Annotated in this window: 14 protein-coding genes; 6 read left to right on the plus strand and 8 right to left on the minus strand. The window is 40.3% G+C overall.

The window, feature by feature from the left end; genetic code table 11:
• Positions 1-715: 715 nt before the first annotated feature.
• From CU635_RS04090 to CU635_RS23220, 5 genes are all read left to right on the plus strand, one after another.
• Positions 716-1,117 carry an FAD-binding oxidoreductase gene (locus tag CU635_RS04090; RefSeq protein WP_180956569.1) on the plus strand — a complete coding sequence of 134 codons (402 nt, stop codon included), beginning with the start codon at positions 716-718 and terminating at the stop codon, positions 1,115-1,117.
• On the plus strand, positions 1,005-2,123 hold the full coding sequence (locus CU635_RS24050) for an FAD-binding oxidoreductase (protein WP_101575910.1): 1,119 nt from the start codon (positions 1,005-1,007) through the stop codon (positions 2,121-2,123). The genes CU635_RS04090 and CU635_RS24050 overlap by 113 nt, the downstream gene beginning before the upstream one ends.
• Positions 2,124-2,356: 233 nt before the next feature.
• On the plus strand, positions 2,357-3,685 hold the full coding sequence (locus CU635_RS04100; protein WP_219620142.1) for an amidohydrolase family protein: 1,329 nt from the start codon (positions 2,357-2,359) through the stop codon (positions 3,683-3,685).
• A 439-nt stretch (positions 3,686-4,124) separates the two neighbouring features.
• Entirely contained in the window at positions 4,125-4,340 is a 216-nt protein-coding gene (locus CU635_RS04105) for a hypothetical protein (RefSeq protein ID WP_101575912.1), read from the plus strand.
• 46 nt (positions 4,341-4,386) lie between these two features.
• Positions 4,387-4,557 (plus strand): hypothetical protein, encoded by a 171-nt coding sequence (locus CU635_RS23220; protein WP_180955678.1) that lies wholly within the window; start codon positions 4,387-4,389, stop codon positions 4,555-4,557.
• A 287-nt stretch (positions 4,558-4,844) separates the two neighbouring features.
• Here the strand turns inward: CU635_RS23220 and CU635_RS04110 are convergent, their stop codons facing one another.
• Positions 4,845-6,980, minus strand: a complete 2,136-nt coding sequence (locus CU635_RS04110; protein WP_101575913.1) for an ATP-dependent Clp protease ATP-binding subunit — start codon at positions 6,978-6,980, stop codon at positions 4,845-4,847.
• 349 nt (positions 6,981-7,329) lie between these two features.
• Positions 7,330-8,439: an HD-GYP domain-containing protein gene (locus CU635_RS04115; RefSeq protein WP_101575914.1), complete on the minus strand. Its 1,110-nt coding sequence runs from the start codon at positions 8,437-8,439 to the stop codon at positions 7,330-7,332.
• A 385-nt stretch (positions 8,440-8,824) separates the two neighbouring features.
• On the opposite strand from CU635_RS04115, the gene CU635_RS04120 reads away from it, so the two are divergent.
• Positions 8,825-9,679, plus strand: a complete 855-nt coding sequence (locus CU635_RS04120; RefSeq protein ID WP_281258871.1) for an EAL domain-containing protein — start codon at positions 8,825-8,827, stop codon at positions 9,677-9,679.
• Between the two features lie 79 nt (positions 9,680-9,758).
• On the opposite strand, the gene CU635_RS04125 is transcribed toward CU635_RS04120, so the two are convergent.
• The 6 genes from CU635_RS04125 to CU635_RS04150 form a co-directional block, all read right to left on the minus strand.
• A complete protein-coding gene (locus CU635_RS04125) occupies positions 9,759-10,739 on the minus strand; it encodes a GGDEF domain-containing protein (protein WP_101575916.1) in 981 nt (326 codons plus the stop codon).
• Between the two features lie 576 nt (positions 10,740-11,315).
• A complete protein-coding gene (locus CU635_RS04130; RefSeq protein WP_101575917.1) occupies positions 11,316-12,476 on the minus strand; it encodes an ABC transporter permease in 1,161 nt (386 codons plus the stop codon).
• Between the two features lie 12 nt (positions 12,477-12,488).
• Positions 12,489-13,691, minus strand: a complete 1,203-nt coding sequence (locus tag CU635_RS04135) for an ABC transporter permease (RefSeq protein WP_101575918.1) — start codon at positions 13,689-13,691, stop codon at positions 12,489-12,491.
• 11 nt (positions 13,692-13,702) lie between these two features.
• Positions 13,703-14,638, minus strand: coding sequence for an ABC transporter ATP-binding protein (locus tag CU635_RS04140; RefSeq protein ID WP_101575919.1), 936 nt, complete (start codon positions 14,636-14,638; stop codon positions 13,703-13,705).
• 162 nt (positions 14,639-14,800) lie between these two features.
• Positions 14,801-15,469 (minus strand): response regulator, encoded by a 669-nt coding sequence (locus CU635_RS04145; protein WP_101575920.1) that lies wholly within the window; start codon positions 15,467-15,469, stop codon positions 14,801-14,803.
• Positions 15,466-16,659, minus strand: a complete 1,194-nt coding sequence (locus CU635_RS04150; protein ID WP_101575921.1) for a sensor histidine kinase — start codon at positions 16,657-16,659, stop codon at positions 15,466-15,468. The genes CU635_RS04145 and CU635_RS04150 overlap by 4 nt, the downstream gene beginning before the upstream one ends.
• Between the last annotated feature and the right edge of the window lie 222 nt (positions 16,660-16,881).

Genomic DNA, 16,881 nt, shown 5'->3' on the forward strand with positions numbered 1-16,881 from the left:
GCCGCCCGCGGAAAGCGAAGCGGTTGGAACGGAAATCAACAGTCCCATTTTAAAAATTAGACATAAATAAAAAAACTGTAGGCAAACTCGATATTAGTCGAGTTTGTCTACAGTCTGCGGATTTTTTTATTCCAAACTGTTTTTTGTTAACTGTTCACACCCTGGCTGCTTCTTTTGCACAGGGTTGAATGCCTTCATTCCTTTAACTTTCTATCTCTTTACAAAAACAAAAAACCTCACTCAAGATTAAAATGGTGATATGCCGTTACAACATGTCCTGTGCCACATAACATATAACTAGTTTAACAACTGTGCACAGAAACATCAGTTGAATTTAACTTATTGACGACTTTTTGCTTTTGAACGTTACTCAACAATGAACACCCTACATTGTTTAAAATCTCTCAAAAGAAAGACAATTGAACCGATGACAAGAGTCTTTATTCCATGTTTTTCTCTTGGACTGTTATTAATCAATCGGTTTTTCGAGTTCAAGTTCACTTTTTCGCACAATCTTTTGATTTCGGTGTGAGTGCTACATCAGGCAGAACTTCTTGCTCCATCTCTGTCATATTCTTTGCTTTTCTGAGTCACAAAATCTGCTTGTCTGCAAGAACCAATGTCTTTCCAATGACGCCGTTTCGATCTTATACAACCCCAGTAGAATTTCCCCTTTGTTTTACGATCGATATCTATATGAATGGAGGACTACTACATGGATGAACACAAAGAAACATCTTGTCCTAAACTCACTGGACGAATCGTTTTTCCTGGTGAACCAGGTTATAACGAAGCTCGCTTGGATGCGAATTTTTTCACCTCAAAAAAAAGATTCCCTGATTTAATTGTTTATTGCCAAAATACGCGCGATGTTCAAAATGCAATTAAATGGGCGCGCTTTCACGATGTACCCATCCGCGTGCGCAGCGGTGGACATAATCACGAATCGTTTTCAACCGCTACGGGCGTAATCGTGATTGATGTAAGCGAAATGAAACAGTTGCATGTTGATAAATCGAAGGGAGTTGCTACGGTGCAGCCTGGTGTTACTGGCCAGGAACTGTACAGCAAACCTTTTCGAACAGGGCCTTACCCACGTAGGTGGGACCTGCGCTGATGTAGGTATATCCGGTTTGGTGCTGACCGGTGGCATGGGTCCACTCCTGCGCCGACATGGTATGACTTGTGATAGCCTGCTCTATCTTGAAATGGTTGATGCAAATGGGCGCATATTACATGTAACCAAAAATAATGAACATAAGGACCTGTTCTGGGCCGCCTGTGGTGGAGGAGGGGGTAATTTCGGGATTGTCACATCTATTGTTCTAAAGGTTTACCCAGCTAAACCAGTCACCTGGTTTAATATCGGCTGGGATTGGAACCAACTGGTTGAAGAAATCATTCATGCCTGGCAGAAATTCTTTTTAAAAGCTGATAGAAGATGGTTCTCTCACCTGGATTTGTGGTCACGATGCTTTCCATCACAAAGATTTCAAAAACTGCCGTTAAAAGCTTTAGGTGTGTTTTGGGGTACGCCGGAGGAGGCGCGAAGAGAACTTGCACCTCTATTGAATACAGGACGTCCGGTTAGTACAACCATTGAAATGGTAGGTTGGGATGAAGCCATCGAACTATTCGGAGAGTCTACTGCTGTGTTTACATCTTCAAGACCGGAATACAAGTCATCCGGTGCCTTTGCGTTGAGGCCTCTTCCTCCGCAGGCGGTCAGAATCATTCGCGAAACTTTACAGAATACAACATCCCCGCTCTTTAATGTTCTTCTATTTTCATTAGGTGGTGCAGCTCAGGATAAATCACCTGCTGACACTGCGTACTTCTATCGCGAAGCCGAATTTTTCCTGCTATATAACATTGAGTGGTTACGCGGCGAAAATGCGGATGAACGAATATGCGAGTTGGAAACACTGCGCGACCGTCTACTTCCTTTTACGGAAGGCGACTATCTAGGGAATCCAGATCTCTGCATCGATGATTATTTAACCGCTTATTATGGTGGAAATGTACCTAGACTGCGTCACGTAAAGCGGAAATATGACCCTGGCAACGTGTTTCACTTCGAGCAGAGCATTCCGCCTGCACCTGACAAGTGGTATCAATGTTGAACCGGCTTACTGTACATGTCAAAACGTTCTCGGCTTACATGCTAAACGATAAATAAACCGGTGGATTCAATGTAAAACGCACCGCCAGGTCAGACAAAAGGCCAATATTATCAGCAGTTAAACCTCAATAACATGTAATCTCATACTAAGGGAAAGAGGGATTTTTCATGACAGACAAAAGACACTCAAAGGGTAAAAAACGAACCTTGATTCGTGGCGGAACCATCGTTACCATGAACAAGAACCGCGCGGTCCTGGAGGATCAAGATATTCTGATTGTAGGAAGGAAAATTCAAGCTATCGGGAACCTGGGCAACATCGTTGACGAAGTTGACGAGGTGATAAATGCTCATGGCAAGACCGTGATTCCAGGATTGATCCAAACACATCTGCATCTAACCCAGACACTGCAACGCAATCTTGTCGCGGACCAGACGCTGGAGCAGTGGCTAAATACAACTCTAAGATTGGAAGCTGCACACGATGCGGACTCAAATTTTTGGTCTAGTATGTTAGGTATCGCAGAACTTCTACTTGGAGGGACAACAGCGATCTATGATATGGAGACAACCTTCCATACAGACAGCTGTTTTGAGGCGATGGCACAAACGGGTATCCGCGGCTTCGCCGGAAAGGCAATGATTGATAGGCAGCAGCCAGGCGTCGAAGTTCCAGAAATAATGATTCAACCAACCGAGGTAGCTTTCTGTGAAAGTGTCGATCTATATGAAAAATGGGATGGTGTCGATGGAGGTCGACTTCGTTACTGCTTCTGCCCGCGATATGCACCCACTTCTACGACAAAGCTTTTAAAATTAACTGCGGACTTTTCCGCTGAGTATGGCGCTCATGTTCATACGCATGCGTCTGAAACCGAAGAGGAAGAACAGACGATTGTAGAACGCACCGGTATGAGGGAGGTTGTCTACTTAGATTCAGTTGGATTGGTTAACCCCAGGACCGTGCTGGCACATTGCGTTCATCTTAATAACCAAGAAATCGATATTATGGCCCGACGTGGCTGCCATGCCACCCATTGTCCGTCAGCAAATCTTTATCTTGCCTCCGGTATCGCTCCTATACCTAAAATGCTCCAACGTGGCGTGAATATTGGGATTGGGGCTGATGGATCTGACAATAATAATTTGGACGCTATCCTTGAAACAAGGCTGGCTGCCCTGCTTCAAAAAGGTCTTCATATGATTCCGACAATTCAACCTAGTGCGCAACGAGCTTTTGAAATGGCAACCCTCGGCGGTGCCCGTGCGATGGGACTAGAGAAAGAGATCGGCAGCATTGAGGTCGGCAAGAACGCGGATATTGTTATGCTCGACTTACGAAAACCGCACTCCTGGCCAAATGAGCCCGAAGTAAACTCTAAAGAAAATATTTATACACGCATTGTGTATTCAGCAAAATCCTCAGACGTTGTTCTTACAATGGTAAACGGCCATGTGCTAATGAGAGATCGCCAATTGCTCACCATGGATAAAAACGAGGTTCTTCAAAAATCGAACGTTGCCATCAAGCGATTATTAAGACGTACCGGTCTCTCGAATTAAGTTATGCTTCATGGAGATTTGCCAGCTCTTCGCATTCAGGTCACATTAAATTCTCGAGTTACAACACGTTGATGATAAAGAATACCACAATCGATCGTGAACGGGATCAAGAAAAAAGCAGTATTGAGCTGCTTTTTCCTTTGTCCAAAGCAATTCTTTAATTGAAAAACGAACAGTTACTCAAAATTATGATAGTATTATTCGGCAAATTCCTGTTATTTAGACAGCTTGCATTCATTTTTCCCTTTAACTTATTACATTGTGAAAGAACCAGGTGCTTTTCCTATTTACATCAGATAGGAACATAATAAAGATTAAATTTGGTGATAATGGTAAAATAGAAGTTAAGGATTAATCCTATGGACAAATTGCTAAAGTGGATTGGAGGAATGGCGTCACCTTTTGTGTCTAAACATAGATTTAAAAGGAGTGTTGATAAATGACTATGACTACAATCACTTTCGCCAATAACCAAAAGGAGTTGGATCGTAAAATTGAACAAATTACACAAGACCATGAACGGCTAAATCCTGAAAGCACAGTTGAGATTTCTTATTTAGATCCGAAGTTAAAAGATATTCATTTTCTACCACATCAAACCATACAATTATTAATCGGGATACGAATAGTAGAAAAAGAAAATGACGATAAATAAGCACCGCTAATCGTGCTTATTTATTTTAAAAAAATGAGGTGAAAAGGTGGCAGATAAAAACAAGTACAAGACTGGTGAAATAGTAAGAATAAAAACCACTGATGAACTAGTAACAATAAATAAATGGCAGTATGTAAAGAACATGAAGGAGTACTCTTATACCGTAAAAGAGCATCCATCAACTTTTTATTTCGAAGATGAACTTCACAGTCAATAACAAATTATTCAATGCTGTGTCACTTGCATATGTTGTACAAGGTGACAGGCACCCCTCATTGATACTCATGCCATGTGTTGGTGGTTTATGTGCATAAAGTGTTAACATGATTGAACCAGCGATGAGCTGGTTTTTTATATTTTTCTAAAAATGGTTAGTTGTTTAGCAGTCACCTGTCCTTATAAAAAGAAAACGAATAGCTATCATTATTATGTTGTTGGTCTCCAAACTTATCTATAAATAAAAAAACGCCTACCAGGCCAGAGCCAAGGGAGGCGTTTTTAAGATTATATAGCAGACACTGCGATAATTTTGATTTGATCAGATTCAACGACTGCTTTGAAGTCTTTCACTTCAGGTTGTTCAAAGATAAAGTCGGCAATTGCATCCTCAAGTTGTTCTTGGATGACTCTGCGCAGCGGTCTTGCACCGAAAGCAGGATTGTATCCAAGCGCAACTAATTTTTCTTTCGCTTCAGTTGAAACTTCCAAGGTTAAGCCTTGTGAAGCGAGAGTTTGATCCAGGTCTTTCAACATAATATCGACAATTTGCAGCAGGTCTTCTTTCTTCAATGCTGAGAATTCGATAATGCTGTCAAATCGGTTTAGGAATTCCGGTTTGAAGAATCCCCCGAGCGATTGCAGGATTGAAGCTTCCTCAATAGCTGAGCTTGCACCAAAGCCCATTACATTGCGCTTTTCACCAACGCCTGCATTGCTTGTCATGATAATAACTGCATTTTTAAAGCTTACAGTGCGGCCCTGGCTGTCAGTTAGACGGCCATCATCCAAAATTTGCAGGAACATATGCATGACATCTGGATGCGCTTTTTCAATTTCATCCATTAAAATAATACTGTATGGGTTTCTGCGTACTTTTTCTGTTAATTGCCCTGCTTCTTCATGTCCTACATATCCAGGAGGTGAACCAATTAATTTAGAAACACTGTGTTTTTCCATGAATTCACTCATATCAAGGCGGATCATGGATTCTTTATCGCCGAATAATTCTTCAGCAAGTGCTTTTGATAGCTCAGTTTTCCCTACACCGGTTGGACCTACAAATAGGAATGAACCGATTGGGCGGTTTTTCGATTTTAGTCCGGCGCGGCTTCGGCGGATCGCCTTACTTACTTTTTTCACAGCTTCTTCCTGCCCAATTACCTTCTTGGAAATTCCTTCTTGAAGGTGGACCATTCTGATTTGCTCGTCTTCCTGGAGTTTCCCAACAGGAATGCCGGTTTTTTCTTCGATGATGCTTTGAATATCTTCGACAGATACAATCAGACGTTCGGTGTTTAGTCCTGTCTGAAGAAGCTTTTCTAAGTTTGCTTCTTCATCGCGAAGTGCAGCTGCTTTTTCATAAGCTTCTTCGTTTAACGCTTCTTCTTTTTCTTGATGAATTTGCGCAAGCCGCTCTCTTACATGATCTTCATTGCCGCCCTCAATCGTCAAATTGAGTTTTGATCCTGCTTCATCCATCAAGTCGATGGCTTTGTCAGGCAGGAAGCGGTCCTGGATATAGCGATGTGAAAGCTCCACAGCTGCTTTAAGGGCTTCATCACTGTATGTGACTTCATGATACGTTTCGTAACTCTCTTTTAAGCCATGTAAAATCGCTAACGCTTCTTCAGTAGTCGGCTCATCAACTTGAACGGGTTGGAATCGGCGTTCAAGCGCGCCATCTTTTTCAATCTTTCTATACTCTGAAAGGGTAGTTGCCCCAACAAGCTGCAATTCACCGCGTGCAAGCGCAGGCTTCAGGATATTTCCTGCGTCCATCGAGCCTTCAGCAGATCCCGCTCCAACGATTTGGTGAATTTCATCGATAAATAAAATCACATTTTTTCGTTCCTGCAATTCAGAAATCAGCTGCTTCATGCGCTCTTCGAATTGGCCGCGGATACCTGTATTAGAAACCAAGGAAGCAACATCAAGCATATAAACTACTTTATTGCGGAGTTTAGCCGGGACAGAACCTTCAGCAATTTTTGAAGCCAAGCCTTCTGCAATAGCGGTTTTACCGACACCTGGTTCCCCAATCAGGACCGGGTTATTTTTATTGCGGCGGTTTAAAATTTCGATAACTCTGCTTACTTCTTTATCGCGCCCGATCACGGGGTCAACAAGGCCAGCTTTTGCAGCATCCGTAAGATTGCGTCCGTATTGCCCGATCAATCCTCCACCGCCACTTTGTTGTTTGCGTCCTGCTTCTGGCTGTTTAACTTTATCAAATGGCTTAGATGAATGAGAGAAGCCTTCAAATGGATCATTCCCAAAATTCATTCCACCCATGGCTGCACCAAGTTTATTACGCTCTTCTTTATAGCAAGTGGAGCACAATTTTAATTCATGGTATTGGCCGTTCAGATTCATACTTAACTTAATAGTAGCGTGATTTTCATTACATCTTTCACAATACATCCTGTGACTCCTCCTTTTATTGTTATTATCATTTTTAATGGTCATAATTTCGCTGTTTGACTTTGACTAACTTTGACCTTTATTGAATTATACACTAATTTTCTATAATTTCAAGGTGTTTGTTGGGCATGGAAAAAATTAGTTGTGCAAGATGTTTTTATTGGAATTACAGAGGATATAGAGGAGTAGTTTATTCATTCAGCTGTTTAAGCGAAAACTCGAGTTGATTCAAGCAAAAGCCCGCTTTATTTAAGTGAAACCATAATGTGTGACATTTAAAGCCCTAACTCACTTGGACACCCGTCCTGAAGCAAGAAAAACCCATGTATCACGGGTTTTTCTTTACTTATCAATATAACAATGCATCTGCATCTACAATTTCAACAGTTAAATTTTCATTAGCTGATAAATCGATTTCGTATGGTTTGACTTCCTGGTCATCTTCGTTCCTGATAATTCTGATCTCAGGGCGCCCAACTGCATTAAAATTATATTTGCTGACGATTCCGGTTCTTCCGTCATTTAGTCTTACGGTTAGTCCTTGCGGATAGATAGCAATACAATTTTTAAATAGTTCAACTTGTTTACTTTCAAACTTGGTGCCGCTCCCGGCGTAAAGCAATTCAATACCTTTATGTGGCAGCATCGCTGGTCTGTATACACGATGACTTGTCGATGCATCAAATACATCTGCCACACTGAGGATTTTTGCGTAATTATGGATTTCGTTTCCCTTTAAACCTCGCGGATATCCAGACCCATCGTTTCTTTCATGATGTTGAAGTGCACAATGGGAAACAGGTAAAGGGATTTCATGAACCTTGCGAAGAATGTCAAACCCCAGCTCGGTATGAGTCTTTACATGCTTATATTCCTCTGCTGTTAAATTTCCAGGTTTATGTAAAATCTCCGGTGAGATATACATCTTTCCCACATCATGCAACATTGCCCCCAATCCAAGTTCTTCAATGTTCTTAAGCGGCAGCCCGTTCTCTAAGGCCAACTGGCAGGCGTATATGCTTACATTAAGACTGTGTGTATACACATAATTATCATGTGCCTTGGTCGTTGCCAATAAATTAAGTGCAGTCGGATTGTCGGTTAAACAACTTAGGATATCTTTAAATATTTTTTGAAAGCTTCGTATCGCTCTGCCAGTTTTCATCATTCCCTCAATATTTGCGTTGTTTTTCTGTAAACCGGCAATGGTTGTTAACCCTTCTGTTATTACATTTACAGCTTCTGTACGTAACTCCGCGGGAATGGACTCAATGATTTCAATTCCTTCTGATGCTTCATCTTCTATGTAAACTGTAGAAATATTAAATTTTATTAATCGTTCAATTAAGCCATCTGTCAGCTCTGTCCCTTTTGCTAAAAGGATTTGTCCGTTCTGATTATAAATGGATTGGCCTAATTTTATTCCCGATTCACATCTATCTAACGTGATTAACCGCATTTGCTCTCTCCACCCCAAATATACTGGAAGTTTTTTTAGAATTGTATATCCATTATACCATATACGAATATAGGTATTTTGACCTATTGAAAACCAACAAATAACGCTGATAGATGTTGTGTTTTTCATTACCACTTTGTTCCTTATAACATTCTATAGAATGAATAGATACCATTTGATTGATTTTCTCATCTGCCGGGGGAGTTCGGAGGAGTTTCGTACCATAAATTTTTATTAAGTAACTTGGTAAATACCAACTCAGGTAAATAGTTGAGCATTTACTTAAATTTAACAAACATTTAAAATAGCAAAAGGAATTAAAGAACTATAATAATAGTATATAATCGACAATTTTCAACAAGGTGAACGTATGAAAAATAACCGCATGATTAATTGTATAAGTTTCCTTGGTTTTCTAAAATCTAACCGGGATGTTCTCTATCAAGAATTTAAAAAAAATGAAGAACTCCAGAGGCTTATGCAAGCTGAAAAAGTAAATACTGTATTTCAGCCAATCCTTTCATTAGAAGAAGGCCGGACAATTGGATTTGAAATTCTAAACCGCCCGCAAACTACCCCGCTGTTCTCGACGACAGAAAAGTTCTATGATTATGTGGGTAAAAGCCGCGACATCTTTTTAGTAGAACATTTTTTGCGTAATCTTTCTCTTGAAAGATACTCTGAACAAATTAATAGCTCACAATATCACAAGGACAAACTCGTGTTCCTTAACATCCAGCCTCAAGTGCTGGCAGATCCTGCTTATCAAAGCGGCAAAACGCTGGAATTGCTTGCTAAACACAATCTTTCTCCAAACCAGATTGTGTTGGAGCTTACTGAAAAAGAAGCCGTCATTGACTATAGCCAGTTCGAAAGAATGATTGAGCATTATCGGGAGCAGGGATTTCGCATTGCAGTAGATGATGCAGGGACGGGCTATAACAGCTTAAAAACGCTGGTTTATTTAAAACCGGAATTTATAAAGTTAGACAAATCTCTGATTCGAAATATCAGTGAACATCCGGCGCAGCAACATTTAGTCGAACTGCTTTTGGAATTTGCATCGCAATCTGAAACATTGATCATAGCAGAGGGAATTGAGACATTATCAGAGCTGAGATTTTTACAGAACCTAGGAGTTCAGATGGGTCAGGGCTTTGGACTTGGAAAACCGAAACCAACATTAATTGATGGGAGTTTGCCATTATCACACCCTACTAAATGCAAAGAATTTGCCTGATAAACAATTTCTTCCTTAACCGGACTAATCTAATAGGATTTGTCAAAAAAACCCTCACGGCTCGCGAGGGTTTTTTGCATTAGACTAATTTAATGAACTCTTCATCCAAATCTTCAAGGGTAAGAAACACGCTCTTCTTAACAGCCTTACATCTTTTTTTCACTTTAGCAGCTTTTTTGCTTAATTGCTCGACTGTTGTAAGTGAATTATTAGTATTTTGAATGACTGCAATCGAAATACTTACCAGAGGGACATTTTCAAGTATTCCCTGTCTGCTGATTGCTTGCACATAACCTTTTTCCAAATCTTCCTTTGAATAAAAACGGTGGATCGAATTGTCGAAGCGAGTGATGATTGAATTGCATATTCCTTCATGATGAAAATGTGGAATAACTGCAATAAAATCATCGCCGCCAATATGTCCAACAAATGAAGGTTCGTTATCAGCAGTTAGAATCGTCTCCGTTACAATATTAGCTGTTTCGCGAATTAATTCATTCCCTTCTCTAAAGCCATATGTATCGTTAAAAACTTTAAATGAGTCGATGTCGATATAGAGGACACTAAAGCTCCTGTAGGATAATACTTCCTGTAATGTTTCCTCAATGACGGAATTTCCCGGCAGACCGGTAAGCGGATTGGAGTAACGTGCAATGCGAATTTGCACCTCTGACAATTTGATCAACAATTCCCGTATGCTTACAATTCCATACATGCGGTCCTTTTTGGTAACAATAACGCAGTCATAAATATTTCCCTGTTTTCGATTCATCGCAAGCGCACTAACTTCCGCAATTGGCACAGAGTAATCAACCGTCAATAGTTCCTGGTCCATGACGAGGTCGATGGTTCGTTTCATAAAAAGGTCAAAGCCATATTTAGTAGAAAGCTTTTGATAAAAATGGGTTTTCATGACCAGTCCAACTGGCTGTTCGTCCGAACATACAACAATTCCCTCTAAAGATGGAATTTCATTAAACATCCTGTAGACTTCCTCACATTTTGTTGAAGGAGTTACGGTTTTAATTTCCTCTGCAATATCTCCAATAGTTATATGCATAAAGACACCTTCATTTCCATATATGAGTTTTTTTCTATAAGAAATTCTTGTTTTGCCTGATTATCACTTTGACACCATGAACTCCAATATACCGCGCAATGTTTAATATTGCTCAAGCAGGACATTCTCCTTTTCTATTAAAATAGGGAAATTTTCCGGCGTCGCACACCGAAACCATCATCTACTTTGCTCAGCTTGTAGATTATGAACTGTTCCTTCCAATTAAACTTTTTAAGGCAAAGAACTAAGCTGTCCTGAAGTGAAAAATAAGGGTTAGAATACAATGTAATAGAGTTAGGAATGAATTTCACAGATGGATGTAAATGCGAGGTTGATTCATGGATAAACACCATCCAAAAATAATCAAATGCTCTTATTTATAAGTTACTGCATTAATATTAATCGTTTGTAAAATTGATGTAAAATATTAGATTTTATTATGAATTTTTACCTATGACAGAAGTATCTCTTTTTTTTGTAATGAAATACAACTATTTATCTAAAAAATTTTTTATAAAATAAGAAAATTGGCAAAGGATTTCCCCGTGCCAATTTTTAAACCACTGCATACAGTTCTTATTCAAACTTGATTCTCCTCATTGCAATAAACAAGAATAATAAGGAAAATACAAGCAGGATCGCGACATTATCGAGCACATCCAGGAGAGTGCCTCCAGTTGCGACAAGATCCGTGAAGCCTCTGATCGCCCATGTTTGTGGTAAAAATTCTGCGATTTTTTGCATAAACACCGGTTCAATTTCAAGCGGCCAATAGACACCGCTCACCATACAAGTAGCAACGACAACTATATTTCCGATTGAAGATTGCTGCTCTACCGTATTTACCATTCCTGCAATCAATAAGCCTAAACCGACGATAGCAAACAACATAGCTGAAACTAATAGGATGACAGCAAATGGGTCTCCCCATTGTACACCGAACAGAAAATGAGTAAAGATCATCAAAGCACCGAACTGAATCCAACCAATCAGGAAGAAAGACAATAGATAACCGGTGGAAATTTCAAGTCTTGAAGCAGGAGTAGATAACATACGATACCAAACTCCATTTTTCCGCGCCTCCAAAATCGTGCCGGTGACACTCATCATCACAATCATGACAAACATAATCGAAAAGCCCGAAGCACTCGAAGATATTCCGCTCATTTGTGGTGCTGTAGCTTTCTCGTCGATGTTTATTTTATCAATAGCTAAAGGCTTTGTTTGCGGCGCGTTTTTCAATCGTTCAAACATCACTTGCCAGACTTCACCGCTGTGTTCACTCCACTTATTTGATGCTAAAACCTCCAGTTTCAACTTCACAAGCTTATTGGATAAAATTTGGGTAATCGTAGATGTTGAAGAGAACTCCGGAATATGCTGAAAAGTGACATTCGGCGCTTGCTTTGCAAGCATACGTTCTTGAAACCCTTTTGATACAATAATTGCTCCGCCCATCTCCTTTGACTCGAGCATTTGTTTTGCTTTTTTCGAAGAACTTTTCCGAATCTCAAAAAGGGTATTATTCTCTTCAATCTGGTCGAATAAAGATTGAGACAGGACTGATCTATCCTGATCGACAAACAGGACTATCATTTTCTCCTCAACATCTGTACCGAAAAGCGATCCAAAAATGAAAGTGAACAATAATGGCATTGCAAACATAAGAAGATAACTTTGCCGTTTTTTTAGTAACCGTTGTATTTCCATTCTACAAATCGCCCACATCTTCCTCATCCGTTTTCCTCCTTAACCTGCCCTCAATCGCCATGTACCAATTGCTAACGATACAAGGCCCATCATCAGCAATACAACGATTGGTACTGATAGCTCGTGCCATGCCGTACCCGACATGATTTCTAAAAAACTTGTTAGCGCCCATTTATTTGGGGTAATATTTGCCAGAGTCTTGAGCGTATCAGGGAATACATAAATGGGAAGCATTGATCCTCCTAAAATAGCGAAAATTTGAATACCAACACCGCTTATAACATCCGTCGTTTTGGCGTCTGAAATAACAGCAGCTAACATCATTGATAATCCAGAAACAGCGACAGAATAAGAAATACCCACTGCAATAACCTGCAGTACATTATCGCCCCAATTGACATTAAAGAATAGAGTAGTTGCCGTAAAGAATATCAAAAGCTGGATGTTCGCAAATAAAAGCGTGCCTAAAAATTTTCCAAACAGAATCGATATATTACTTGTCGGAGATATCATTAATCGGGATAATGTCTCTGTTGCACGCTCCTCAATAATAGATTTTGCTCCAATTGTTGCATTGAACAACATAAACATTGCTGCCATCCCCGCCGCGTAATATTGCATGGCTGAAACAAGTTTTTCACTAATCGATCTCTCGTTTATTTGAACGTCATTTTTTGCGGTATGACTCAAGTCTGACGCGATTACTGTTGCAGCATCTCGCATATTGACTTTACCTGATGCAACAGCTGCAGACTCAGTCAAGTCAGTGATCACTGTGTTGGCGGTGACGGAAACGGTCTTGACGCGCTCACTAAAGGACTGCAATACCGATTCAATTACCGACGCTTTCAATTGGTTTTCAGATTGAGAAAAAATAGCGACTTCCCTCAACTCGCCTTTATCCAGATTACTGCTCCATTGTTTCGGAAAGACCATACCTATATCTATTTTTTCATCACGTACCATTTCTTTCAGTTTTTGTTCACTTTTCACGATTTTCACTTTGATGAAAGATATTTCTGCTAAAACGTCTTTGTTGAACGTTTCCGCCAGCGGATCTTGGTCACTTTGGTACAATCCCAGTGTTGTTTCTCTAAAACCACCATCGCCTCCCATAACCGAACTTAAGGCAGTACCTAAAATGGCCGTCAGCAAAAGCGGCATAAAAATCATCGTCAAAAATCCTTTACGGTCTGCAAAACGGATCTTAAAGTCCTTCCAGGCAATAAGTAAACTCTTCAACTTCATTCCTCCTAATCACGCAGCGATCGTCCGGTTAATGATAAAAAGAGATTTTCTAAATTAGGCTCTTGAACTTCAAAGGATTGGACTTGGACATGATTCTTGACAGCGCAAGACATGATTTCACCCACCACATGCTGGTGGCTGCTAACAAAAATATCGAGTGAATCATTTTCAGCATTTGTGATGATTCTCGCCACCTCTGGCATTTCTTTCACGCATGTGATAAAGCCATCATTTAAGCGACTTACACGCAATTTTATAGCGGTCCCTCCCGCAAGACGATTGCACAAATCTGCTTTTGTACCAAGAGCGATCATTTTACCTTGATCAACAATGCCGATCCGGTCACATAAAAAATCAACCTCTTCCATGTAGTGGCTCGTATATATGACCGTCATCCCATTCTGATTTAATTGTTGGATAGTTTGCAAAATATGATTTCTCGATTGCGGATCAATTCCAACAGTTGGTTCGTCCATAATCAACAATTCAGGTTCATGCATTAAAGAAGCACCAATATTAATTCGTCGTTTCATTCCTCCCGAAAAGGTTTCAATCTTATCTTTAGCCCGGTCACGGAGTCCTACATAATCAAGCACCGCTTCTGCACGTTTTTTCGTTTGCGAACCCGTTAAGCCATACATTCTTCCCCAGAAAAGCAAGTTATCCCTTGCTGACATCGTCGGGTATAATGAAATCTCCTGTGGGACAACCCCTATTTTCTTTTTAACTGCCATCGTATTATTCTTAACTGAGTTTCCACCAACGGTAATCTCTCCAGAGTCGTACGAAAGCAATCCGCAAATCATGCTGATTGTCGTTGATTTCCCAGCGCCATTTGGTCCTAATAACCCAAAAGCTTCCCCTTTTTGGACTGTGAATGAAACGCCGCGCACTACCTCTTTCTGGCCAAATGATTTTTTGATGTCATCAACCACTAACATGTATGTGTCACTCCCTCTTCTCAATATCTAATTTCATTTTATTTCTTTATGGCGTATTCTCCATGTAGCGCAAGGTAGAAATTCGCAAAAAAAAAAGACCTTACGCAGGCCTTTTAGAATTTCCGATATGCTAAAAGTCATGTGCCGATACACAGCGGATCATCATTCAAAAACAGTGATTCCATAACGAACCGCAAAAATAGCTGCTTGGGTACGGTCACGTAATCCGAGCTTATTAATAAGATTAGAGACATGGTTTTTTACTGTTCCTTCAGTAATAAAAAGAGTGGCAGCAATTTCTTTATTGCTGAAGCCATATCCGAGCTGGCGAAGAACATCTAATTCCCGCTCAGTAAGTTCGTCTAAAGCCTTTGGCGCCGTCACCCTTTCGTTCGGACTTTTTAACTCTCTTGATTTCTTTAACTCTATAAGCATTTGAGCCGTAATATCAGGCGGTAAAACCAGTCCCCCAGACTGCACTGTCATAATCGCTTTCACGATCGTATCTGTAGACATATCTTTTAATAAATATCCACTTGCACCTTCCTCTAATGCTTCAAAAATAAGTGCACTATCTTTAAAAGTTGTTAACATTAACACTTTAGTTCCAGTTGTGTTTTTCGTAATTAAACTTGCTCCTTCCACGCCGCTTGTACCTGGCATGCGAATATCCATTAATACTATATCTGGATTTAGTTTTTTAACTTTTTCATAAGCTTCAAGACCATCACCTGCCGTCCCAATAATTTCAAGCTCCGGCCTCAGTCCGAGAAGTGTAGCCAACCCATCCCTGATCAACGGCTGATCATCAACAATTATAACTTTTATCATTTGCTGCCTCCCGAGATCCACTTTCTTTGCAGAAGCGGAAATTGTGCTCTCATCCGAAAACCTTCTCCTTCTATACTCTCAAATAAAACCGATCCTCCATGCTCTTCAATCCGTTCTCTCATATTTATCAGACCAAATCCCGGCTCAATCGATTTAACTCCTGTTCCGTTATCCTTTGTTAATAAGATGACCTCTTCCCCTGAGCATTCTATGTTCAAAAAAAAAGCGGCGGCGTTTCCATGTCTTTTAGCATTCGTTAGTGCTTCCTGAATCGTTCTGATGATCGTAGGCTGAAGCGATACAGGAATGGTAGCAGGATCACCTTTGAGCTCGAATACCGTTGCTAATTCTGCCGTTTTATAAAAATCATCCAATAATTTACGGATTGATTGAATAAGTGTTAGTTGCTCTCCTTCATCGTCGTGCAGAGTTCGCACTGAAAACCGGATTTCCTGGAGAGCATCCCGGGCCAATTGCTCACAAACGACTAATTTCTCTTCAGCCGTGTGCACATCCAACTTTAATAATTCTCGCCCGAGCTGTAATTGCACAAGTAAGGCGGTCATCTTATGACCAACCGTATCATGAATTTCCCTGGCAACCCGGTTGCGTTCGCGAATCGTTGTCAGTTCTTCTACTTGTTTCGAATAAATCTCAAGCTGCCCGTGTGCTTCCGATAACGCCCGATGGGAAATATTCACTTGATCATATTGTTTGTTCAAAGTATCCAGTGCTGCATGCAATTTACGGATCAGATCGCCGACAACTGCCCCAAATACCACAAATGAAAAACTAATTAAATTTTCCCAAAAATAGAAGGAACCAATTGTCCTCCACCAGTAAAACATCATGCCTGCCCATAAAAGCGAAAATAACCCCATACTCAGTGCTAACATCGTTTTGTTTGAAATGCCAATAAACAAGGTTACTGTAACAACTCCCAATAAAATTAAATACAAAGTGGAGCCCGGAAATAAAAACCCAAATGAAAAACTAATTAAGGCATCCACAATTATAATCACGGTCAGCTGCTTTTCGCCTTTTATTGAATAGAGGCGGAAATGGTTAAACAAATAAATGAGTGCTGCAGCTATTACATAAAATTTCAGAACATTATTTTGTTCAGGTATTTTCAAGTAATATATGAAGGTTAGCAGCAACAGCATAACGATTCGTATGTAGGTTAACAAATCTTCACCCCAAGTATATGTATTTATATCTCTAAAGAATATTTCGTTCTGACGGGCAAAAAGCCCTTCTTTTGAGTATACCTATGGAAAAATCATGTGTGTCAACTGAAGAGTAAAAAAGAGCCAACGCCTTGCGGAAACAAACCAAAATCCGTTTGTTCCTGCTGTTCAGCCCTGGAAGCGCCAGGTCAACAATGTCGGAGATGGACATTAAAACGCCCA

This window comes from Bacillus canaveralius (assembly GCF_002860125.1).
GTDB lineage: Bacteria > Bacillota > Bacilli > Bacillales > Cytobacillaceae > Bacillus_BJ > Bacillus_BJ canaveralius.